Origin of the sequence: Rhizobium johnstonii 3841 (assembly GCF_000009265.1) — a bacterium.
Taxonomy (GTDB): domain Bacteria; phylum Pseudomonadota; class Alphaproteobacteria; order Rhizobiales; family Rhizobiaceae; genus Rhizobium; species Rhizobium acaciae.
This window is the reverse complement of record NC_008380.1, coordinates 3,390,236-3,412,834: the sequence shown is the minus strand read 5'-3', so window position 1 is coordinate 3,412,834 and position 22,599 is coordinate 3,390,236. Positions and strand designations below refer to the sequence as shown.

Here is a 22,599-nt window from a genome sequence, read left to right as displayed (position 1 = left end):
GCTCGCCCTGAAATTTGAATCCTGTTCTCAATTAAAGAGTTAGAGCATGATGTCGTCCGAAAACCGCTCACACTTTTCGGCATCATGCTCTAGTGTCGGCAACAGAATCCCGAATGGAGACGCTTTGCATTGGTAGGCCGGTTCCTCGTCTTTCTGGGGGGAGTGATCGTCGTAGTGCTGTTTGTGGCGCTGCTTGCGCCGCTGTTCATCGACTGGACGGATTTCCGCAAGAATTTCGAGGATCAGGCAAGCCGCATCATCGGCAAGAAGGTCACCGTCTACGGCACGGTGGATGCGCGCCTGCTGCCATTCCCGTCGGTGACGCTGCATGACGTGCGCGTCGGCCAGGAAGCGGACGGCACGCCGATCGTCAAGGTCGAGCAGTTCTCCATGGATGCGGAGCTCGCGCCTTTCCTGTCGGGCGAAGCGCTGATCTTCGACATGCGCGTCGTCAATCCGAAGGTGCGCTTGAGATTGCTCAAGGACGGCACGCTCGACTGGATGCGCGGCAGCCGCGCGGAAATACCGGCAAGGACGGTCGTTCTCGAAAACGTGCATGTCAGCGGTGGCGAGGTCGAATTCATCGACGATCAGTCGGGTCGCTCGCGTCGCATCACCGGCCTCAATGCGGAAATGTCGGCAAAGTCGCTGGCTGGTCCCTGGCGCATCGAGGGTGATGCTGCGCTCGACGGCGAGCACGGCGGCTTCTCGATCTCGAGCAGCCAGCCGGACGAGAAGGGCGTGCTGCGCATGCGCACAAGGCTTTCGCCGGACAAGCACCCTGTCAGCGTCGATCTCGACGGCGAGCTGAAGCTCGTCGACAGCAAGCCGAACTATCAGGGCCAGCTTTCGGCCGCGGTCGAAATCCGCAACAGTGCCAAGCCCGCCAACAAGAAAGAGCAGCCGCCGCGCGTCAAGGGCCGCTTCGAGCTTACCAACGAACGCATCCGCATCCCCGAATACCGGATGGAGATCGGCCCGACGGACGATCCCTATGTCATAACCGGCGAGGCGACGCTCGATACCGGCAATTCGCCGGAATTCCTGCTGACCGCCGACGGGCAGCAGATCGACGTCAACCGCATCGGCAATCAGGGCTCGGCCGGCAAAACGACGCGGGATCCAGCTGTTTCGGCGCGCCAGCGGCTGAATTCGCTGATCGATATCGTCGCGCAGGTGCCGATCCCGCAGGTGCCGGGCAAGGCGAGCGTCAAATTGCCGGCGATCGTCGCCGGCGATACGACGCTGCGCGACGTACAGCTGGAGCTGGAGCCTGCCGGCACCGGCTGGCTGATCGACAGCGCCACCGGCACGCTGCCGGGGCGCACGCAGGTGGAAGGCAAGGGCAAGCTCCTGCTTCAGGGCGAACCTTCGTTCAACGGCCAGATCGTGGTCGCCTCCAGCCAGCCGACGGGGCTTGCCTCCTGGCTTGCCGGCTCGGTCGATCCGGCCATCCGGCAATTGCGGCAGGCGGGCTTTTCCGCCAATGTCAGCCTGACGCATGAATTGCAGCGTTTTGAAAATCTCGAGATTGCCATCGGACCGGCGACGCTGAAGGGCCGGCTGGAGCGCCAGGCGATCTCCGGCCAGACGCCGACGCTTTCGGTAGCGCTGAACGGCGATACGCTCGATCTCGACGCGCTACAGGCGCTGAGCGGGTTGATGACCGGCCAGGATGCCGGCGACAACGTGCTCGACCACAAGATCGCCGCCCAGCTCAAGGCCGACAAGTTCACCGCCTTCGGCGTCAGTGCCGAGAATGTGGAGACCACGTTTACGATCGCCGATGGGGCGCTCGCCGTCGACCGGCTGTCGATCAAGAATATCGCCGGGGCCGAGCTGACGGCGACGGGCAGGGCGGAAGGTTCGCTGCTCGATTACAAGGGTGCCGGCGAAATCACCTTCAAATCGGCCGATCCCGGCGGCTTCTTCACCATGCTGCGCGAGCACCTGCCGCATCACCCGGTGCTCGACCGGCTGGTGCGCAACGCCGGCTGGTACGGCAATACGGCGCTTCGCGGCGCGCTGACGCTCGGCGGCGACGAGGGCAATGCGCTGACGGTGACGCTTGCCGGTGTGGCGAACGGCAGCCGCGTCAATCTCGATTACCGCATGTCCGACCTCCTGGCGCTGACCGGCAACGGCACGACGAGCCTCGAGGCGACGCTCGAAAACGCCGTGCCATCAGTCCTGTTCGGCCAGGCCGGGCTCGATCCGCTGCCGGTCGATGTCGGCGCCAATGGCCGACTGACGCTGAAGGTGAAGGCATCGGGCAACGATCCCGCCGATGCGGCGCTGACCTTTGCGACCGACCGGACCTCGTTCATGGCCAACGGCAAGGTCGACGTCCGGCCGGAGACCTTCATGAACGGCCAGATCGCGCTTTCGCTCGACAGCGCCGATATCGACCCCTATCTCATCATGAACGGCATCGCCCTGCCACAGACCGGAACCGGGCTGCCGTTCGGCCTTCAGGTCAATGCCGCCGTCGACAGCGACAAGATCGTCTTTTCCGATCTCAAGGGGCATGCGGCCGACAACGAATTTTCCGGTGCGCTGACCTTCGACCGGAAGGCTGCGAAGACGACCGCGAGCGGCGGGCTGACACTCTCCAAGGCAGATGCCGGCTGGCTCGGCGAGGCGGTGTTCGGCCAGATCGTCGATCCCGCCAACGGTCAACTGACGGCGGCGCCGCTGGGGCTGCCCATCTTCAAGGATCTCGACGTCAACGTGAAGCTGGCGGCCAAGGAGTTCTGGCCCGGCCTGCCGGAAACGGCGGTGTCGGACTTTACCAGCAACGTCGCCTATAAGGGTGACGAGCTGCAGCTCAACGACATGGCCGGCAACTGGGACGGCGGAAAGCTCTCCGGCAATCTGCTCTTCACCAATGCCAGCGGCACAGGTTTCCTGCAGACGAAGCTTGCGCTTGCCGATTCCGATCTTTCCGGCGTCGTCTGGCTGCGCGACGGCGCGCCGATCGCCAACGGCAAGTTCGGATTGTCGCTGTCGATGGAGGCCTCGGGCAAGACGATCGGCGAGATCGCCAGCTCGCTCAATGGTTCGGGCGAACTGAGGCTCGGCGATACCAGCATACGCGGGTTGAACCTTGCCATCTTGCCGCCGCTGCTTGCCGCGACCGATACGATGCAGGAGCAGATCAATGCCGGCAAGGTGCATCCGATCATCGAGACGCTGCTCAGCAACGGCGAGGCGAAGCTGCCACCACTCGGCATCCCCTTCAACATCGCCGACGGGACGCTGAGGGTGCAGAATGTCACCGTCGCCAACGATCTCGCCCGCATCACCGCCGATGCGCAGATCGCGCTGCCGGAAGAGCGGATCAGCGCGACGCTGGGTGTCGGGTTCAATCCCGGCACGGAAGCGCTTTCCGGCGCCGAGCCGGCTCTTCGGCTGAATTTTTCCGGCATGCTGCCGTCGCCCGGCAAGACGATGGATGTGACCGATATCACCAGCTATCTGTCGCTGCGCGCCTTCGAGCGCGAGCGCCGGCGCGTCGAGCGGCTGCAGGCGGTCGTGCTCGAAAAACAGCGGCTGCGCCGCGAGGTGGCGCTCTACCGGTTCAACGACGCCGAGCGCATCAAGGCGGCCGAGATCGAGCAACAGCGGCAGGCGGAGGAAGAGCGGCTTCGCGCGCTGGCGCAGAAGGCAGCCGCTGAGAAGGCTGCTGCCGAGGCGGAGGCCGCACGCGCGGCGGAAGCCAAAGCGAAGGCGGATGCGGATGCGCAGGCGAGAGCCGCGGCCGAGGCGGAAGCAGCACGGCGCAGTGGGCAAGCGCAGCCCGGTCCGCTCAATTTCGACCAGGTGCCGGGCGTTCAGGCGCAGTGAAAGCGCATAGAATTTAATTCATGCATAGCGCGTCAGGCCTTTGTTTTCATTGATGCCGTCGTCCCGAATCGCCACCAGATCTTGAGCAACGCGCATCATGCCCCGCGTCAGGGCTTGCGGTCGCCGCTGGCCTTCAGCCAGGAAAGCACATGCAAGCGCAGCGCCGAGGACAGGTTGCTGTCCGGTGGGCGGTGGTCGTCGATTTCGGAGATCAGGGCGGCGAGCGGTATCGAACGGGCTCCGGCAATCGTCTTCAGCTCAGCCCAGAACTCATCCTCCAGCGAGAAACTGGTGCGATGGCCGTGCAATGTCGCCGAATGCTTGCGAATCATGGGGCCTTCACATCCCGGATAGAGCATAGCGCGTCCGAAACGACGCGCTCAGGACGTTCTATCAAATTAAGCGTGGGTTGGCAGATCGATTCAAGGAAAGTGCGCAAGTGGCTGATCGCAGAATCCATTCCGGCTTTTCACGCTTTGCGTGAAAGCGTCACGCGCCGTCGTCATCCGTCTCGATCCGGCCGTCGCGATGGGCTTTGTCGGCCTTTTCGTTCAGGCTGCGGGTCAGTTGCTTTTCGGTCTTGGTGCGGCCGAAAGAGATGCGGTTCTGCTCGGCCTGCTTCTCCTTTTCGGAGCGAGCCTGCTTCTTGCGGAACTGGCGCAGATTGATGATTTCGGCGCTCATGCGGTTGCCTGGACCCTCACGAAAAAGGGAGGCTTGGCCTCCCTTCAAATCACTGCTTCTTGCGGAAGGAGTCGAGCGAGACGACGGAGCCCGGTTTCTTCTCCTCGCCGTCGGCGGGTTTTGCGCCTGCGGCGTCATCGGGCTTTCCGGCCGCATCCACCGGATAGGCGGTGATTTCTCCGGACGGCAACTCTTCGCCATCGGCGAGCGGCACGTCGAATTCGAGCTCGAAGTTGACGGAGGGATCGTAGAAGCCGCGGATCGCATTGAATGGAATGACCAGCTTTTCCGGAACGTCTGAGAAGGAAAGACCGATCTCGAAATGCGTCTCGGTGATCTTCATATCCCAGAACTGGTGCTGGATGACGATGGTCATCTGCTCGGGGTATTTCGACTTCAGGTGCTGGGAGATGCGCACGCCGGTGGCGCCCGTGAGGAAGGTGATGAAGAAGTGATGATCACCGGGCAGGCGGCCCGTGGCTGCGACTTCCGCCAATACCTTGCGGATGACGCCGCGAAGTGCATCCTGTGCCAGAATGTCGTAGCGGATATGATCCTGCCCCATGCTTTTCCTGTCTTTCGTCGGTTCGGAGTCTTTTCACAAGGTTGTATGCCACGTCCAGGCGCCTTGGGAAAGACCGGAGCCGAGTCACGTTTTTAAGCAACATACATGATTTCGGCGGCAGGGAGAAGGTGAAGGCTTCTGTTGCCAGGTGCCTTCGGACCCCGCCTAGAGGTGCGAACCACTAGGACTTTGATTGAAGTGTCACACCGCGATTAAGCAGCGAGACGAGCTTCCGCATAGTTGTCGTTTGCAACTACAATTTTAGCCCGATAACGGCGGTACAATGCCGAGCAAAAAGACGATCTTTACACCCTTGTCGATCCTGTTTCGCCCCCATCAAAAGCCGGCCTTTAAGACCGCCGGTTTTTGGTGGAGGCGCCGGGTACCGCCCCCGGGTCCAATAGGTTTATTACACCGCTCATTTATCGCCATAGCCGACCCGAAAGCCGGCAACGCTGATATAGTGGTTTCCTCAGCCCAAGGGAAGGGCAAACGTCATAAAAGCGTTATGCGACCCATCAGAAACATTGGGAAAATGCCCGCCGGTGATTGGTTTCCCGGTTCCGAAGGCTTAAATTGGCCGAAACGGAATCAGCGCGACATGAAGCAATATCTCGATCTCTTGAATCATGTGATGGAAAAGGGCTCCGACCGGGGTGACCGCACCGGCACCGGCACGCGCTCGGTCTTCGGTTACCAGATGCGCTTCGACCTCGAAGAGGGCTTTCCCGTCCTCACCACGAAGAAGCTGCATCTGCGCTCGATCATCCACGAGCTTCTCTGGTTCCTGAAGGGCGAAACGAATATCCGCTATCTCAAGGAGAACGGCGTTTCGATCTGGGACGAATGGGCCGATGAAAACGGCGATCTCGGGCCGGTCTACGGCGCCCAGTGGCGCTCCTGGCCAGCGCCCGACGGCGGCCATATCGACCAGATCGCCAATCTCGTCAAAGGCATCGTCAACAACCCGAATTCGCGCCGCCACATCGTCTCGGCCTGGAATCCGGCCGAAGTGGACGAAATGGCGCTGCCGCCCTGCCATTGCCTGTTCCAGTTCTATGTGGCTGACGGCAAGCTTTCCTGCCAGCTCTACCAGCGCTCGGCCGATATCTTCCTCGGCGTGCCGTTCAACATCTCCTCCTATGCGCTGCTGACGATGATGGTGGCTCAGGTGGTCGGGCTGAAGCCCGGCGACTTCGTCCACACGCTCGGCGACGCCCATCTCTATCACAACCATTTCGACCAGGCGAAGCTGCAGCTGGCGCGCCGGCCGAAGCCGCTACCGTTCATGCGCATCAAGCCTGATGTGAAGGACATTTTCGGCTTCACCTTCGACGATTTCGAGCTGATCGGCTACGAGGCCGATGCCAGCATCAAGGCGCCGATCGCCGTCTGATCCGGGATATTCCATGGCCGACATCCGCAGGACCATTATCGCCGCCGTTGCCCGCAACGGCATTATCGGCCGCGACGGCGATATGCCGTGGCGGCTTTCGAGCGATCTCAAACGCTTCAAGGCGCTGACATTGGGAAAGCCTGTCGTGATGGGCCGCAAGACTTACGATTCGATCGGTAAGCCGCTGCCGGGACGGCCGAACGTCGTCATTTCGCGGCAAGCGGCGATAGACCATCCTGATGTCTCCATGGCCCATTCGCTGCCCGAGGCGATGACGGCGGCCGACAGGCTGGCGCTCGAAACCGCTGTCGACGAGATCTGCATTATTGGCGGCGGGCAGGTCTATGCCCAGGCGATCGGTTTTGCCAACCGGATGTGCATCACGCATGTCGAGGTCGATCTGGACGGAGACGCGTCGTTTCCCGCGATCGATCCCGACATCTGGCAGGCGGGGGAGGCGATCGCGGTTCCGGCCGGCGAAAAGGACAGTTATCCCACGCGTTTCATCGTCTACGAACGCCGTTACGCCTGAAAATGAACTATTTTCCAATTAAATTGACCAAGTTTCTCACGCTGCGTTGAAAGCCGATGCGGTGATACCTATAACGGTCACCAACGCGTCCGCCGGTCAGCCCCCACGGTTTCGGATGCGTGGAGACTTAACGAACAACGAGGTTTTGATGCCCTGGAGCAATCAGAATGGCGGCGGCGGCCCTTGGGGCGGCGGCGGCGGTAATAATCAGGGACCATGGGGACAGGGGCCGAACCGGCCGCGCGGTGGCGGCGGCAAGGGCGGACCGCCTGATCTGGAAGATATCATCCGGCGCGGCCAGGACCAGCTGCGCAACATCATTCCCGGCGGCTTCAATGGCGGCGTGGCAGTGATCGTCGTGGCGATTGTCGCCGTCTTCTGGCTGATCCAGTGCATTTATGTCGTGCAGCCGGACGAGCGCGGCGTCGAACTGCGGTTCGGCAAGCCGAAGGACGAGATTTCCATGCCGGGCCTGCATTTCCACTTTTGGCCGATGGAAACGGTGGAGACGGTCAAGGTGACCGTGCAGCAGCTGAATATCGGGGCGACTTCGGCCTCGTCTTCAAACGGCTTGATGCTGTCCAGCGACAAAAGCGTCATCAATGTGCAGTTCGCGGTCTTCTATACCGTCAGCGATCCCAAGGCCTATCTCTTCAACGTCGAAAATCCGGCAGAGACACTGCAGCAGGTTTCCGACAGTGCCATGCGTGAAATCGTCGGCCGGCGTCCGGCGCAGGACGCCTTCCGCAGCAATCGTCAGCCGATCGAAGTTGATGTGCTCAATATCCTGCAGGACACGATGAACCGCTATGGCGCGGGCGTGACCGTGACCGGCGTGACGATCCAGAACGTGGCGCCGCCGCGGGAAGTCGCCGATGCTTTCGAAGAAGTGCAGCGTGCCGGCCGTGACCGTGACAGCACGATCGAAGAGGCCAATCGCTACACGAACCAGAAGCTCGGCCAGGCGCGAGGCGATGCGGCCAGAATCCGTGAAGATGCAGCCGCCTACAAGGACCGTGTCGTGAAGGAGGCAGAAGGTGAAGCGCAGCGATTCACGGCGATCAACGACGAATATTCCAAGGCGCCCGACGTGACCCGCAAGCGGTTGTATCTCGAAACGATGGAGCAGGTGCTGAAGAATTCCCGGAAGGTCATCATTGACGAGAAGCAGGGCGTCCTGCCCTATCTGCCGCTCAATGAGCTTGGCAAGCCGGCACAGCAGGGAGGTTGAGTCATGACATCGAACAGACTTCCCATTATTTTCATCATCCTCGCCATCGTGCTGGTCGGGCTTTATTCGTCCATCTTCGTGGTGAATGCACGCGAGCAGGCCATCGTCGTCCGTTTCGGCCAGATCCAGTCGGTCAAGACCGAGCCTGGCATTTATTTCAAGCTGCCTTTCGGCTTTATGGATGCCGACCGCGTTCAGCTGGTCGAAAAGCAGGCGCTGAGGCTCGATCTCGACAATATTCGCGTTCAGGTTCAGGATGGCCAGACCTTCGACGTCGATGCCTTCGTGATCTATAACATCGCGGATGTTCGCCGCTTCCGCGAAACGGTATCGGGCGATCGCGAAGCCGCGGAAGCGCGGTTGAGAGCCCAGCTCGATTCATCGCTTCGCCGCGTCTACGGTCTGCGTGACTACAATGCCGCGCTCTCGGAAGAGCGTGTCGCGATGATGCTGGAGATTCGCGACGACCTGCGCACGGATGCCGAAAATCTCGGCCTGCATATAGACGACGTTCGCATCCGGCGCACCGACCTTTCGCCGGAGGTTGCGCCCAACACCTATAATGCCATGCGGTCGGAACGCCTCGCCGAGGCCGAGCGTATCCGTGCGGAGGGCAATGAGGAAGGCCAGCGGCGCCGAGCCATCGCCGACCGTCAGGTCGTCGAGTTCACCGCAGGCGCCCAGCGCGATGCGGAAATCCTTCGAGGCCAGGGCGACGCGGAACGCAACCGCGTCTTCGCCGAAGTCTTCAGCAAGGATCCAGCCTTCTTCGAGTTCTATCGCTCGATGGCGGCCTATTCCTCCGCTCTCTCGTCGCAGGACACGACGCTGGTGCTGTCGCCGAATTCGGAATTCTTCCGCTATTTCGACAATGCCGCCGGCACCCTGCAGCCGACAAATCCGGCCGCGCCAGTTCCGGGAGTTCCCGGCGCAGCTGCTCCGGCGGCACCCGCCCAGCCGGCGAACTGACGGCAGGAGAAACGAGCCCGATAATTCTGGAAGGGCCGGCCCGAGCGCCGGCCCTTTTTTCGTGGAATGATTGTGACGATCCGGCTTTTGCGAGGGCACGTCACATTGCACGGGGATTTCGCGAAAAGGTGATTTCACCCTCCATCATTCCGCCTTATGCTGATGCTCAATGTGCGCATGCACCCCTTATGAGGAAGCTTGATGGCCCCCACGATTCGCTCGCCCATCAGACGAACGCTCGCGCTTATGGCCAGCGCCGCAATCCTGGCGCAAGCCGGCGTGAGCGGGATTGCCTATGCGCAAACCGCGCCTGAGACGACCGCACCCGGGGTTACGGCACCCGCTCCTACTCCTCCCGCACCCGCCGCACCACAGCAGACCGCTCCGATCCAGGCCGCCGTGCCCAACACCGGCCCGGCTTCCGTCGCCGATCTCGCCGAGGGGCTGCTCGACGCCGTGGTCAACATCTCGACCTCGCAGAAAGTGAAGGATGACGAGGGCGCAGGCCCGGCGCCCCGCGCGCCCGACGGCTCGCCTTTCCAGGAATTCTTCAACGACTTCTTCAACAAGCAGCAGGGCAACAAGGGCGGCAATCACAATGTCAGCTCGCTTGGCTCCGGTTTCGTCATCGATCCGGCCGGTTATATCGTCACCAACAACCACGTGATCGAGGGCGCCGACGATATCGAGATCAATTTCGCCAATGGTTCGAAGCTCAAGGCGAAGCTGATCGGCACCGATACGAAGACCGATCTTTCGGTGCTGAAGGTCGAGCCAAAGACGCCGCTGAAATCCGTGAAATTCGGCGATTCCAGCACGATGCGCATCGGCGATTGGGTGATGGCGATCGGCAATCCGTTCGGCTTCGGCGGTTCGGTGACGGTGGGCATCATTTCCGGGCGTGGCCGCAACATCAATGCCGGTCCCTACGACAACTTCATCCAGACGGATGCAGCGATCAACAAGGGCAATTCTGGCGGCCCGCTCTTCAACATGAAGGGTGAAGTGATCGGCATCAACACGGCGATCATTTCGCCGAGCGGCGGCTCGATCGGTATCGGCTTCTCGGTGCCGTCGGAGCTTGCTTCCGGCGTCGTTGATCAGCTGCGCGAATATGGCGAGACGCGGCGCGGCTGGCTCGGCGTGCGCATCCAGCCGGTGACCGACGATATCGCCGACAGCCTCGGGCTCGACACTGCAAAGGGCGCGTTGGTTGCCGGCGTCATCAAGGGCGGCCCCGTCGACGACGGCTCGATCAAGGCGGGCGACGTCATTCTGAAATTCGACGGCAAGACCGTCAGCGAAATGCGCGACCTGCCGCGCGTCGTAGCGGAAAGCACGGTCGGCAAGGAAGTCGACGTCGTGGTGCTGCGCGACGGCAAGGAGCAGACCGTCAAGGTGAAGCTCGGCCGGCTAGAGGACAGCGATCAGGCGGCTGCATCCGGCGATTCAGCGCCCGATGGCTCGCAGGACGACGGTGTGATCACTCCGGATCCCGGCGAGAATAATGACATGGACCAGCCTGACACCGGCGATCAGGCCAAGCCCGCACCTGATACACCCGACCAGCATAAGGGCCAGGTGTCGCCCGATGCGGCCACGCCGAAGAACGTGCTCGGACTGTCGCTGTCGCTGTTGAGCGCCGAGACCCGCAAGGCCTTCGGCATCGCCGAGAGCGTCGATGGCGTCGTCGTGACGGAAGTGACGCCCGGCTCCGCTTCCGCCGAAAAGGGGCTGAAGCCCGGCGACGTGATTGTCGAGGTGGCGCAGGAGTTCATGAAGTCGCCGGATGCGGTCGCCGCCAAGGTGCAGGCGCTGAAACAGGAAGGCCGCCGCAACGCCCAGCTGATGATCGCATCGGCGAATGGCGATCTGCGGTTCGTGGCGGTGCCGATGGAATAAGCGAAAGAGAAGCGGTCAGCCGCTCTCTTTTTGATGCCTGGCGATGTGGGTGCGCAGCGCGGCATTGATATCCGTCTGGTAGCCGCGACCGCCCGCATGGCTCTTGAACCAGTCTAGGATATCGGCGTCTACGCGGATGGTCACCGATTGCTTCAGCGGCCGGTACAAATTGCCCTTGCGGGCAAGGCGCCACTGTTCGTCGGTGATCTCAGGAATGTCGCCGGTGTCAATATCCTCGTCGGAAAGCTTCTCCAGTGCCTGGAGTTCGGCGAGCTGTGCGTCAGTCAAGGGTCCATTGCTCATATCGTCTTCTCTCGTGCGATGTCGCCTTTCGAGCGCTGATCACTCGAATGGTCTCTCCATCCTCGGCATCGTGGATGACATGGACGGCAACCAGTACAGTCACCAAACCCACGGTGCCGATCGCCAGCATCTTTGTTCGCCGTCATAAACCGCGTCCGGAATGAGAAGAAACTGCGGATCATTCCAGATCAGGCACGCCGTCTCGAAGGATACGCTATGCTTGGCCTTGTTGGTTCGGTTTTTCTCGTCGTTCCATTGAAACCGTGGCATGTGCTATCCAACAAAATTGTACGTACAAATTTGTAAATTTTAAGAGATCATCGGGAAATGAAATCCGTCTTCCGGTAGCCCTGGATATAAAGCAGGGCGGTCAAGTCGCCGTGGTTGATGCGCATCCGCGCTTCGGCGGCAACAGCGGGCTTGGCGTGGAGCGCGACGCCGGAGCCGGCAAGGTGCAGCATGCCGAGATCGTTGGCGCCGTCACCGACGGCGATCGCTTCTTCCGGCGAAATGCCGAGGCTTGCCGCAATTTCGTTCAACGAATCGACTTTCGCCTGTTTGCCGAGGATCGGTTCGGCGACGAAGCCGGAGAGGATGCCGCCGTCTTCGAGCAGCGTGTTGGCACGGTTCTCGTCGAAGCCGAGGGCGGCGGCGATGCGGCTGGTGAAGACGGTGAAGCCGCCGGAGACGAGCGCGGTGTAATGGCCTTTCGACTTCATGGTGGCGATCAGTTCCGGCCCGCCCGCGGTGAGCGTGATGCGCTTGGCGATAACCTCGTCGACGACCGATATCGGCAGCCCCTTCAGCAGGGCGACACGCTCACGCAGGGCCGGTTCGAAAGCGATCTCGCCGTTCATGGCTCGGGCAGTGATGGTGGCAACCTTCTCCTTCAGGCCGACTTCGGCAGCGAGTTCATCGATGCATTCCTGGCCTATCATCGTCGAATCCATATCGGCGATCAGCAACTTCTTGCGGCGGGTCTCCTGCTCCTGGATAACGAGGTCGATGGGCGCGCCTGATATGACGGCAAGGATACTGGCCTCGGCCGTTTGCGCATCGGTGCCGTCGCGCAGCGCGATGTCGCAGGCAACGCCATCTGCCAGCCAGTAGAGGCCGGAAGCCTTCACGGCCTCGGCCGCCTGCTCGGCGATCTCGGGTGTCAGCACGGGATTTGACGGATTGGCAACAAGCGTGGCAACGAGGGCCATGATGGAAAACCTTCTGAGCACAGTGAACGCGATCCTGATAACCGGGCCAACCGCCAGCGGCAAGTCCGCGCTCGCCGTCGAATTGGCGAAGCGCCATGACGGCGCGGTTGTCAACGCCGACAGCATGCAGGTCTATGACACGCTGAGGGTCCTGACCGCGCGCCCCTCGAAGGAGGAGATGCAGGGCGTGCCGCATCATCTTTACGGCCACGTGCCGGCAGGTGCAGCCTATTCCACAGGCGCTTGGCTGCGGGATGTCTCGGCGCTGCTGCCAGCGCTGAGGGACGCAGGACGGCTGCCGGTCTTCGTCGGCGGTACCGGACTTTATTTCAAGGCGCTGACCGGCGGTCTTTCCGATATGCCGGAGATACCGGAGACGCTGCGGGAAAAACTCAGGACGCGGCTGCTGCAAGAGGGCCCGGACGGGCTCCATGCCGAACTCGCCGTGGCCGATCCCGCCATGGCGGCAAGCCTCAACCGCCAGGACGGACAGCGCATCGTCCGGGCGCTCGAAGTGATGAAGGCGACGGGGCGGTCGATCGCCGATTTCCAGGGCCGGTCGGGACCGGTGATCATCGACGCGGCTGAGGCCCGAAAGATCGTCGTGCTGCCGGACAGGGCGGTGCTGCATCAGCGCATCAACGGGCGTTTCGAAAAGATGCTGCAGCAAGGTGCTGAAGACGAGGTACGGGCGCTGCTTGCGCTCGACATGCCGGCGGAGGCGCCTGTGATGAAGGCAATCGGCGTGTCGCAGATTGTGGCGATGCTCAGGGGCGAGATGACGCGCGGCGAGGTGCTGGAGAAGGGTGCTGCGGCGACGCGGCAATATGCCAAGCGGCAAATGACATGGTTCCGCAACCAGATGGACGATAGCTGGGAACGGCTGACAGTTTAGGCTTCAGCTTGTTGCGGGCCTCCCGCTTGAGGCATCTGCTGGCTCAGCAGTTTGACGAGTTCGCCGACCGCCGCCTGCAGCTGGTCCGGCAGAAATCCGCCGAAGCCCAGCATCAAGCCGGGGCGCGCCGGCTGGGCGGCATACATCGGGGAGATCGCCCGCACGGCGAGGCCGGCCGAGAGGGCGCGGGCTGCGAGTTGCACGTCGTCGACCTCCTCGGGCAGCCATAGAAGAATATGCATGCCGTGGTCGCTCTGCTGCACGCCGCAGCCCTCAGGCAAGACCCGATCGAGCGCCGTAAGCAGAACAGCGCGGCGCTCGGCATAGAGGCCGCGGATGCGCCGGATATGCGCTTCGAAATAGCCTTCCCGCATATAGGCCGCCAGAACATGCTGTTCGGCGATCGGCGAATGCCGGTCGAGAATGGCGCGGGCGCCGGCAAAGGCTTCTGCGAGGGGAGGAGGGGCGATCACGTAGCCGAGGCGCAGGGAAGGAAAGAGCACCTTGCTGAACGTGCCGAGATAGATGACGCGTGAGGGACGCAATCCCTGCATCGAGGGAAAGGGGTGTCCGGCATAACGCAGCTCGCTGTCGTAGTCGTCTTCGACGATCCAGGCGCGATTTTGGTCGGCCCAGGTGATCAAGGAATTGCGCCGAGCCATGCTGAGCGGCATCCCGATCGGATATTGGTGCGAAGGGGTCACGAATGCCGCGCGCGCCTGCGGGCATAGCTCGAGGCCGCGTTCGACATTCATTCCCTGTACATCGACCGGCAGGCGGTGCGTCCGGACGCCGAGATCATCGAGCACCGCCGTCAGGCCGGGATAGGCCGGGTCCTCGGCCCATACCGCATCGTCACGCGAGAGAAGTACCCGGCCTGCCATATAGAGGCCTTGCTGGGTGCCTGACGTGACGATGACCTGTTCCGGCTCACAATGAACGGCCCGTGCGCGGCGGACATGGTCGGCAATGGCAAGCCTGAGTTCGAGCAAACCCATAGGATCGTGGTAACCCGAGGGTGCGGCCTGTCGCGACGCGCGCACGCGATTGCCGAGACGGCGCCAGTTGTCGTCGGGCGCAATACCGCAAGCCGGGACGGCGATGGCGAAGGGAACGGGCGGGTGAGGGGTGAGCGCGCGGGCGATGGCGATCAGCCGGGCAGCCTGGGAAGGCAAGTCGACAGCATCCGCGCTTGACGGCACTGCCGGCTGAGGCGGGAGCGCCGGCGTTGCGTCGATCAGATCGGCGGCAACACGGGTTCCGGATCCGACCCGCGCTTGGAGATAGCCTTCGGCGGTCAACTGATCGAACACCTCGACGACAGTGCCGCGCGCGATCTTCAGCGAAGCCGCAAGGCTACGCGTCGACGGAAGGCGTTCTCCCGACCTCAGCTCACCGCGGGCGATTGCGTTGCGCAGGGCCTGCGCAAGCTGGCGACCGACATTGGCCGTTCGATCGATAGCGTTCAGCGATGGTATCTCGATGATGCTTCGCCGTTTGGACATCGCAAAATGGTCTATTGAAATTATCGAAAATGGTGCTTCATGATGGACCAGTTTTTGAGGAAAAGGAAGCCAATTGGCGGCTCCCCGATCGCGCATTCTTCGTCTTTGGGGTTGTGCCGTGCGTGAGCGCAAACTTCTGGAAACAGGTAAATGCAGGATCTTGTCGTCGTCTACATCGCCTACGCAATCGCTGCAGGCAGTCCCGGACCAAGCAACATGGCCATCATGAATGTGGCGATGCGGCAAGGGCGGCGACCGGCGCTGGTTTTTGCCGCCGGGGTTATAACGATGTCGACATGCTGGGGGCTGGTCGCGGTCACCGGCATCTCGACACTCCTCGTCCGCTATGCCCATGCCCTGCTGTTCCTTAAGATCGCAGGCGGATTGTACCTTCTCTGGCTCGCCTGGAGGGCGGCCCGCTCGGCAGCCGCCCCGGATAGGCCGGCAAGCGAGGCCGTGCGGCCTGCCGCGCAACTCGGCGCGCTCTATCGTCGCGGCGTTCTGATGCATCTCGGCAATCCGAAGGCGGTTCTGGCCTGGGTGGCGATCATGTCGCTCGGCCTCAAGCCGGGCGCTTCGCCGGAGATGGCCGTCACGGCATTCGGCGGCTGCGTGCTCTTGGGGACCTCGATATTTGCCGGCTATGCCGTGCTCTTCTCCACGGCGCCGATGGTGCGCGGCTACGCCCGTGCGCGGCGGTGGATCGAGGGCAGTCTCGCCGTCTTCTTCGCGGGCGCCGGATCACGCCTGCTGTTCTCACATTGACCGGATTTTCAGGATCGCATCATGTCTGTCGCTTCTCCGTTTCATGGTCTTTCGGCCTTTCCGCCCACGCCCGCCGATAGGGATGGCCGGGTCGACACCGAAGCCCTCGGCCGCCTGTTGGAACGCCTGTGTGATGCAGGCGTCGCTTCGATAGGCCTTCTCGGCAGCACCGGGATCTATGCCTTTCTCACACGCGAGGAGCGACGGCGAGCCGTCGAGGCTGCGGTCGAGTGCGTTCGCGGTCGCGTTCCCATCGTCGTCGGTGCCGGTGCTCTGAGGACAGACCACGCCCGGAGCCTAGCGAGGGATGCGGAGGCCGCTGGTGCAGATGCGCTTCTGCTTGCGCCGGTGTCCTACACGCCGCTGACCCAGGACGAAGCCTACGAGCATTTCCTGGCGGTCACCGAGGCGGCGAAGCTACCGCTTTGTATCTACAACAATCCCGGCACGACCCACTTCACCTTCAGCCGGGATCTTCTGCAGCGCCTATCCCATATCGAGACGATCAGGGCCGTGAAGATGCCTCTGCCTGCTGACGGCGATTTCGCAGGCGAGCTGGCGGCATTGCGAGAGAAGACGAGGCTTGCGATCGGCTACAGCGGCGACTGGGGCGCGGCCGAAGCGCTGCTTTCAGGTGCCGACGCCTGGTACAGCGTCATTGGCGGCGTGCTTCCGCGCGTCGCCCTTGCCCTGACCAGGGCCGCGATTGCAGGCGAGGGCGGCGAAGTGCGTCGGCTCGATGGTCTTCTCGAGCCGCTCTGGCAAACGTTCAAGGCGTTTGGAAGCCTTCGCGTGGTCTATACGCTGGTCGACCTTCTCTCCCTCGCCAGGGCAGAGCTCCCATGCCCTCTCTTGCCGCTCGGGCCGATGGACCGGCAACAGGTGCTCGACGCCGTCGAGCCTCTGATCGCTCTGGAGAGCGAGCTGAAGCCTCAATCCTTGTTGTAGAGGCTGCTCAGCGGCTTTTTCAGGATGCTTTCGCGCAGCGAGGTGCCGGGCTCCCGGCGGGAGACGGCGGGCTGGTTCCCGGCGGTGCCGGTCGGGGAAAGACCGGCTCATCGCGGCGCATCTCACGGCGGAGCGCATCCAGTCTGGGATCGATCGCGGGTGACGTAGCCGGGTCCAGCCGCGGTGTCTGCGGCAGCAGTTCGCGGCGGTAGGATTCGAGCGGTGCGGAGGCGGGCGGCGCGGCGGAAGAGGCGGGCGGCGCGTAGGGCTTCGCGTCGAGATCTTCGTCGGCTGGATCAGCCTCGTCGAAGTCTGCCACGGACGCGGCATAGTTCTGCTGGAAATTCGAAATGTCGGGTCCGACGGTCACCGCCCGCATGCGGGTGACGATCTTGCGCAGATCGACCGTATCCGGATCTTCTTCGCTGTTCTTGCTGTTGGCGCTGCTCGCCTTCGGCAAGAGCTTTTCGTCGACGCGGGAAAAACGCATGCGCATCGGCACGCTGATCGCCTCGCCGAAGGCGATCGCTTCGCCATTGCCGATCGAGGAGATGAAGCTGGTCGTCGAGATCGACGAGTTCGGAATGGCCGAGCGGATGATTTCCTGGTCTCGGTCGTTGGCAAGGCGCATGGCAAAGAGTGTCGAACATTGCGACAGGATCGTCTGGTCGAGCTCGCCCGGCCGCTGAGTGATGATGCCCAGCGAGACGCCGTATTTGCGGCCCTCCTTGGCGATGCGGGCGATCGCCTGGCGCGTCGGCACGAAGCCGAGGCTCGGATCGGAGGGGATATAACGGTGAGCTTCCTCGCAGACGACGAGCATGTGGATGGCGCCGTCGCTCCACAGCGCCACCTCGAAGGCCATGCGGCAGAGTACGGAGGCGACAGAATTGACGACCTCGGAGGGAATGCCGGCAAGCTGGAAAGTGCAGATCGGCCGGTTCTCGCCGGGGATGCGGAAGATCTGCGCGATGGTTTCGGTGATCGTGTCGCTGATCGTGTTGTTGGAGAACATGAAGTGATAGCGCGGATCGTTGATCGCAGCGATGAGGCGCATCTTCAGCGACCGCAGGAAGGGCTTTTCCGAGCGGCCTTCCAGGCGGCCGATGCGCTCGTCGATCAGCGCCAGCAGATCGGCCATGCGGTAGGGAACCGGCGTATCGGCGGTAATCGAGCTTTTTTCCGTCGTGCGGCGGACCAGCGAATTGTCGCTGCCGCGGAAGGCGCGCTTGGCTTCCGGCAGGATATCGCGCAGCATGTCGAGCTCTTCGGGCACCGGCGGGCGGCCGCGAAACACGACTTCGGCGAACTCCTCAAGCCGCATCAGCCAGAAGGGCAGGTCGAGCGTATCGGTATCGATGGTGACGGCGTGCTGAGGAAATGCGGCGGCGAATTCGTTATGCGGATCGAGGATCAGGACACGCAGCTTCGGGTCCGCCGCGATCGCCTTGTGCAGGAGCAGCGACACGGCCGTCGACTTGCCGACGCCGGTGGAGCCGACGACGGCGAAATGCTTGGAGAGCATTGAGGGGATATGGATCGCCGCATCGATGCTTTCGTCCTGCGTCAGCTTGCCGATGACGGCGGTCGTACCTTCGCCGGCATCGTAGATGCGCATCAGGTCGGCGGATCGGATGCGGTGGGCGATGGCGCCGAGATAGGGATAACGCGAGATGCCGGTCGAGAATTCCTCGCGCCCGTCCTCGTCGACACGGACTTCGCCAAGCAGCTCGGTCTCGATCCTGAACGTATTGTCTTCGCCTTCGCCCCAGGCATGACTGCCGGTGTTCATCTGATAGACGAGGGCGACGACGCGGTTGCGGCCGACGCTGATCGAAATCAGCCGGCCCACGGACCACAGTTCGGTCAGATCGGTGCCGCCCTGTTCGGCGACGGCGGCGATGGTGGCCCGCGACCCGCTGCATGCAACGACGCGGCCGAGAAAGCGGTTCCCGGGTGTATGGCCATCGCGGCGATCCTGTTCACCCGCCTTACCAGGCGCGTGCAAGTCGTTGTTAAGCAAAGGGCCTACTCCTACAATGGGAAGCGAGAATATAGCCCTTCCTTTAACAAATCCTTCCGCCCATGGATTTCCCGGTCTGGGGGAGGCTGGCAGTTTTTTATTGCGGCATGCGTTGACGCTGCGAAATTTTCTGTCTATCACTTCCGACCATGAAAATCGCAACGGCTCTTATCGTGGTGGGAAAGCGCATGGGCAGGATGGTGTAACCATCCGGCGATAGCCACCCATGCGCTAGATGACAGGCTCCTCAGGGGCCTTTTTTTATGCCCGAAATTCGGGCTTCCGGCCACAAACGCAATCCCAGCATCAAACGGAACAGACAGATGAGCACGGACAATCAGGCGGCAGGCAATCGGATGACGGGAGCGGAGATCGTTCTCAAGGCGTTGAAGGACAACGGCGTCGAACATATCTTCGGCTATCCCGGCGGCGCCGTTCTGCCGATCTATGACGAGATCTTCCAGCAGGAGGATGTCAAGCACATCCTCGTCCGCCACGAGCAGGGGGCAGGCCACGCGGCCGAAGGTTACGCCCGCTCTACCGGCAAGGTCGGCGTCATGCTGGTGACTTCGGGCCCGGGCGCTACCAATGCGGTCACGCCGCTGCAGGACGCGCTGATGGATTCGATCCCGCTCGTCTGCCTGACCGGCCAGGTTCCGACCTCGCTGATCGGCTCCGACGCCTTCCAGGAATGCGACACAGTCGGCATTACCCGGCCCTGCACCAAGCACAACTGGCTGGTCAAGGACGTCAACGAACTCGCCGCCGTCATTCACGAGGCCTTCCGCATCGCCCAGTCCGGCCGTCCGGGCCCTGTCGTCGTCGATATTCCGAAGGACGTGCAGTTTGCGACCGGCACCTACACGCCGCCGGCAGATTACTCGATCCAGAAAAGCTACCAGCCGAAGGTCCAGGGCGACCTCAACCAGATCCATGCGGCGATCGAGCTGATGGCGAATGCGCGCCGTCCCGTCATCTATTCCGGCGGCGGCGTCGTCAATTCCGGCCCCGAGGCATCCAAGCTGCTGCGCGAGCTGGTCGAGCTCACCGATTTCCCGATCACCTCGACGCTGATGGGCCTCGGCGCCTATCCCGCTTCGGGCAAGAACTGGCTGAAGATGCTGGGCATGCACGGCTCCTACGAAGCCAACATGGCGATGCACGACTGCGACGTCATGGTCTGCATCGGCGCGCGTTTCGACGACCGCATCACCGGCCGTCTCAATGCCTTTTCGCCGAACTCGAAGAAGATCCATATCGATATCGATCCGTCCTCGATCAACAAGAACGTCCGGGTCGATATCGGCATCCGTGGCGATGTCGGCCATGTCCTCGAAGACATGGTCCGCCTGTGGCGGGCGCTGCCGAAAAAGCCGGAAAAGGGTCGCCTGGACGACTGGTGGACCGATATCGCCCGCTGGCGGGCACGCAACTCCTTCGCCTATACGAAGAGCAATGACGTCATCATGCCGCAATATGCGCTGGAGCGGCTCTTCGCCCACACCAAGGACCGCGATACCTACATCACCACCGAAGTCGGCCAGCACCAGATGTGGGCGGCACAGTTCTTCGGTTTCGAGCAGCCAAACCGCTGGATGACCTCGGGCGGCCTCGGCACGATGGGCTACGGTCTGCCGGCCGCGCTCGGCGTGCAGATCGCCCATCCCGACAGCCTCGTCATCGACATTGCCGGCGACGCCTCGATCCAGATGTGTATCCAGGAAATGTCGGCAGCGATCCAGCACGATGCGCCGATCAAGATCTTCATCATGAACAACCAGTATATGGGCATGGTGCGCCAGTGGCAGCAGCTGCTGCACGGCAACCGTCTGTCGAATTCCTATACGGAGGCGATGCCCGACTTCGTCAAGCTGGCGGAAGCCTATGGCGCCGTCGGCCTGCGCTGCGAAAAGCCGGATGCGCTTGATGACACCATTCTGGAGATGATCGAGGTCAGAAAGCCTGTCATCTTCGATTGCCGCGTCGCCAATCTCGCCAATTGCTTCCCGATGATCCCCTCGGGCAAGGCCCATAACGAAATGCTGTTGCCGGACGAAGCCACCGACGAAGCGGTCGCCAATGCGATCGACGCCAAGGGCCGCGCGCTCGTCTAAAAAGGGAAGAGGAAACATCGCCATGAACGCACACCTACAGCCCACGGGCTCCGCTTACTTCATCTCGCCGGAAACGGCGGCGGTCGAAAGCCACACGCTTTCGGTTCTTGTCGACAACGAACCGGGCGTTCTTGCCCGGGTCATCGGTCTGTTCTCCGGCCGCGGCTACAATATCGAGAGCCTGACGGTCTCCGAGACCGAGCATCAGGCGCATCTTTCCCGCATCACCGTCGTCACACGCGGTACGCCGCAGGTGCTGGAGCAGATCAAGGCGCAGCTGGAGCGCATCGTGCCGGTGCATCGCGTCGTCGACCTGACGGTGCGCGCCCGCGAACTCGGCCAGGACCGGCCGATCGAGCGCGAAGTGGCGCTGATCAAGGTGATCGGCGAGGGCGAGATGCGCGCCGAGACCCTGCGCCTTGCCGATGCTTTTCATGCCAAGGTAGTGGATGCGACCATCGGTCACTTCATTCTGGAGATCACCGGCAAATCGTCGAAGATTGATCAGTTTGTGGCGATCATGAAGCCGCTCGGCCTCATCGAGGTGTGCCGTACCGGCATTGCGGCGATGAACCGCGGCGTGCAGGGCATGTAAATATCACAGCCCGGGCATGTAACATCACAGCCCGGGCATGTAAGATTACAGCCCGGGCATGCAGAAATACAGCCCGGGCATCTAAGCCCGATGCTGCAATAAATGGGAAAGCCGCTGAAGGTCAAAGCATCTCCAGCGGCTTTTTCTTTGTGGGCGGCGGAAAGGCAGCGTCGAGGGCATCCCAGTCGTCGTCGGTGATGTCGAGCGAGATGCAGTCGCGGTTTTCCGCGGCGCGTTCGGCATTCGAGGTCTTCGGAATGACGATGACGCCGTCGCGTTCGAGCAGGAAGGCGAGCGCCAGCTGGGCCGGTGTCGCCTGATAGGCCTTGGCGATGCGGATCAGTTCGGGATTGTGCAGGATGTGGCCCTGCTCGATTGGCGAATAGGCCATGACGGGGATCTTGCGGCTCTGGCACCAGGGCAGCAGGTCGAATTCGATGCCGCGGCGGGAGAGATTGTAGAGTACCTGATTGGCCGCGACATTGGCGCCGTCGGGCACTCCGAGCAGTTCTTCCATGTCGTCGGTGTCGAAGTTGGAGACGCCCCAGGCGCCGATCTTGCCGGATGCCTTCAGTGTTTCGAAGGCCGCGACGGTTTCCGCGAGCGGATAATTGCCGCGCCAGTGCAGCAGATAGAGATCGATGCGGTCGGTGCGGAGCCGTTCGAGACTACGCTCGCAGGCCTCGATCGTGCCTTTCAGGCTGGCATTCCAGGGATAGACCTTGCTGACGATGAAGACCTCGTCGCGCCGGCCGCTGATCGCCTGGCCAACGATCTCTTCGGCGCCACCGTCTCCATACATTTCGGCGGTGTCGATCAGCGTCATGCCGAGATCGATGCCGGCCTTGAGGCTTTCGATTTCGGCCCTGGCATGGCCGGCATCCTCGCCCATGGCCCAGGTGCCCTGGCCGAGGGCCGGCACCTCAGTGCCATCAAGGAATGTGATCGATGGAATCGGGTCGTCCTGCATGGTTTCTGTCCCTTCGACAGGAGATTGGGCCGCGTCGCCATCTTTCAAGTAATCCTGTCACCATGACAATGATGTAATGGCAGCGGCGGTTTAGGACAGTTATGCTGACCTAAATAAACGGGCCGCAGAAAAGCTGGCTTCGGGAGGT

Annotated in this window: 19 protein-coding genes, 1 other RNA gene and 1 pseudogene; 11 read left to right on the top strand and 10 right to left on the bottom strand. The window is 62.2% G+C overall.

Features of this window, described 5'->3' with window-relative positions; translation table 11 throughout:
- Window positions 1-129 precede the first annotated feature (129 nt).
- Complete coding sequence (locus RL_RS16800; RefSeq protein WP_011652758.1) at window positions 130-3,846, top strand: AsmA family protein; 3,717 nt, start codon at window positions 130-132, stop codon at window positions 3,844-3,846.
- Between the two features lie 107 nt (window positions 3,847-3,953).
- Here RL_RS16800 and RL_RS16795 read toward each other — a convergent pair whose 3' ends face one another.
- The 4 genes from RL_RS16795 to ssrA all read right to left on the bottom strand — a co-directional run bounded on the left by RL_RS16795 (window position 3,954) and on the right by ssrA (window position 5,585).
- Window positions 3,954-4,178, bottom strand: coding sequence for a ribbon-helix-helix domain-containing protein (locus tag RL_RS16795; RefSeq protein WP_011652757.1), 225 nt, complete (start codon window positions 4,176-4,178; stop codon window positions 3,954-3,956).
- A gap of 157 nt (window positions 4,179-4,335) precedes the next feature.
- Window positions 4,336-4,530: a DUF4169 family protein gene (locus RL_RS16790; RefSeq protein ID WP_011652756.1), complete on the bottom strand. Its 195-nt coding sequence runs from the start codon at window positions 4,528-4,530 to the stop codon at window positions 4,336-4,338.
- 49 nt (window positions 4,531-4,579) lie between these two features.
- Window positions 4,580-5,095: an SspB family protein gene (locus tag RL_RS16785; RefSeq protein WP_003541317.1), complete on the bottom strand. Its 516-nt coding sequence runs from the start codon at window positions 5,093-5,095 to the stop codon at window positions 4,580-4,582.
- A gap of 127 nt (window positions 5,096-5,222) precedes the next feature.
- Window positions 5,223-5,585, bottom strand: a transfer-messenger RNA (tmRNA) gene (ssrA, locus tag RL_RS37045).
- A gap of 111 nt (window positions 5,586-5,696) precedes the next feature.
- Here ssrA and RL_RS16780 point away from each other — a divergent pair.
- From RL_RS16780 to RL_RS16760, 5 genes are all read left to right on the top strand, one after another.
- Window positions 5,697-6,491: a thymidylate synthase gene (locus tag RL_RS16780; RefSeq protein ID WP_011652755.1), complete on the top strand. Its 795-nt coding sequence runs from the start codon at window positions 5,697-5,699 to the stop codon at window positions 6,489-6,491.
- A 13-nt stretch (window positions 6,492-6,504) separates the two neighbouring features.
- Window positions 6,505-7,023, top strand: coding sequence for a dihydrofolate reductase (locus RL_RS16775; RefSeq protein WP_011652754.1), 519 nt, complete (start codon window positions 6,505-6,507; stop codon window positions 7,021-7,023).
- A 148-nt stretch (window positions 7,024-7,171) separates the two neighbouring features.
- Window positions 7,172-8,254, top strand: a complete 1,083-nt coding sequence (hflK, locus tag RL_RS16770; protein ID WP_011652753.1) for an FtsH protease activity modulator HflK — start codon at window positions 7,172-7,174, stop codon at window positions 8,252-8,254.
- A 3-nt stretch (window positions 8,255-8,257) separates the two neighbouring features.
- The gene (gene hflC, locus RL_RS16765) at window positions 8,258-9,223 is read left to right on the top strand and encodes a protease modulator HflC (RefSeq protein ID WP_011652752.1); all 966 of its coding nucleotides are present in this window, start codon (window positions 8,258-8,260) and stop codon (window positions 9,221-9,223) included.
- Window positions 9,224-9,424: 201 nt separating this feature from the next.
- Window positions 9,425-11,125: a Do family serine endopeptidase gene (locus RL_RS16760; RefSeq protein ID WP_041936393.1), complete on the top strand. Its 1,701-nt coding sequence runs from the start codon at window positions 9,425-9,427 to the stop codon at window positions 11,123-11,125.
- A 15-nt stretch (window positions 11,126-11,140) separates the two neighbouring features.
- Here RL_RS16760 and RL_RS16755 read toward each other — a convergent pair whose 3' ends face one another.
- From RL_RS16755 to serB, 3 genes are all read right to left on the bottom strand, one after another.
- A complete protein-coding gene (locus RL_RS16755) occupies window positions 11,141-11,428 on the bottom strand; it encodes a BrnA antitoxin family protein (RefSeq protein WP_011652750.1) in 288 nt (95 codons plus the stop codon).
- Window positions 11,429-11,527: 99 nt separating this feature from the next.
- Window positions 11,528-11,698: a BrnT family toxin gene (locus RL_RS40580; RefSeq protein ID WP_244432336.1), complete on the bottom strand. Its 171-nt coding sequence runs from the start codon at window positions 11,696-11,698 to the stop codon at window positions 11,528-11,530.
- A gap of 47 nt (window positions 11,699-11,745) precedes the next feature.
- Window positions 11,746-12,636: a phosphoserine phosphatase SerB gene (gene serB, locus RL_RS16745; RefSeq protein WP_011652749.1), complete on the bottom strand. Its 891-nt coding sequence runs from the start codon at window positions 12,634-12,636 to the stop codon at window positions 11,746-11,748.
- On the opposite strand from serB, the gene miaA reads away from it, so the two are divergent.
- Complete coding sequence (gene miaA, locus RL_RS16740; protein ID WP_086935557.1) at window positions 12,635-13,531, top strand: tRNA (adenosine(37)-N6)-dimethylallyltransferase MiaA; 897 nt, start codon at window positions 12,635-12,637, stop codon at window positions 13,529-13,531. The genes serB and miaA overlap by 2 nt on opposite strands.
- On the opposite strand, the gene RL_RS16735 is transcribed toward miaA, so the two are convergent.
- A complete protein-coding gene (locus tag RL_RS16735) occupies window positions 13,528-15,036 on the bottom strand; it encodes a PLP-dependent aminotransferase family protein (RefSeq protein WP_011652747.1) in 1,509 nt (502 codons plus the stop codon). The genes miaA and RL_RS16735 overlap by 4 nt on opposite strands.
- 150 nt (window positions 15,037-15,186) lie before the next feature.
- Here RL_RS16735 and RL_RS16730 point away from each other — a divergent pair, with 150 nt between their 5' ends.
- The gene (locus RL_RS16730) at window positions 15,187-15,801 is read left to right on the top strand and encodes a LysE family translocator (RefSeq protein ID WP_011652746.1); all 615 of its coding nucleotides are present in this window, start codon (window positions 15,187-15,189) and stop codon (window positions 15,799-15,801) included.
- A 21-nt stretch (window positions 15,802-15,822) separates the two neighbouring features.
- Complete coding sequence (locus RL_RS16725) at window positions 15,823-16,749, top strand: dihydrodipicolinate synthase family protein (RefSeq protein ID WP_011652745.1); 927 nt, start codon at window positions 15,823-15,825, stop codon at window positions 16,747-16,749.
- Here RL_RS16725 and RL_RS16720 read toward each other — a convergent pair.
- Window positions 16,734-18,772: pseudogene (locus tag RL_RS16720) on the bottom strand (ATP-binding protein). The gene RL_RS16725 and the pseudogene RL_RS16720 sit on opposite strands and share 16 nt — an antisense overlap.
- 323 nt (window positions 18,773-19,095) lie before the next feature.
- Here RL_RS16720 and RL_RS16715 point away from each other — a divergent pair.
- Both RL_RS16715 and ilvN read left to right on the top strand, forming a co-directional pair.
- The gene (locus tag RL_RS16715; protein ID WP_003541291.1) at window positions 19,096-20,886 is read left to right on the top strand and encodes an acetolactate synthase 3 large subunit; all 1,791 of its coding nucleotides are present in this window, start codon (window positions 19,096-19,098) and stop codon (window positions 20,884-20,886) included.
- 22 nt (window positions 20,887-20,908) lie between these two features.
- Window positions 20,909-21,481: an acetolactate synthase small subunit gene (gene ilvN / locus RL_RS16710; RefSeq protein WP_011652743.1), complete on the top strand. Its 573-nt coding sequence runs from the start codon at window positions 20,909-20,911 to the stop codon at window positions 21,479-21,481.
- 121 nt (window positions 21,482-21,602) lie between these two features.
- Here ilvN and RL_RS16705 read toward each other — a convergent pair whose 3' ends face one another.
- Entirely contained in the window at window positions 21,603-22,451 is an 849-nt protein-coding gene (locus RL_RS16705; RefSeq protein WP_011652742.1) for an aldo/keto reductase, read from the bottom strand.
- Window positions 22,452-22,599: the final 148 nt, after the last annotated feature.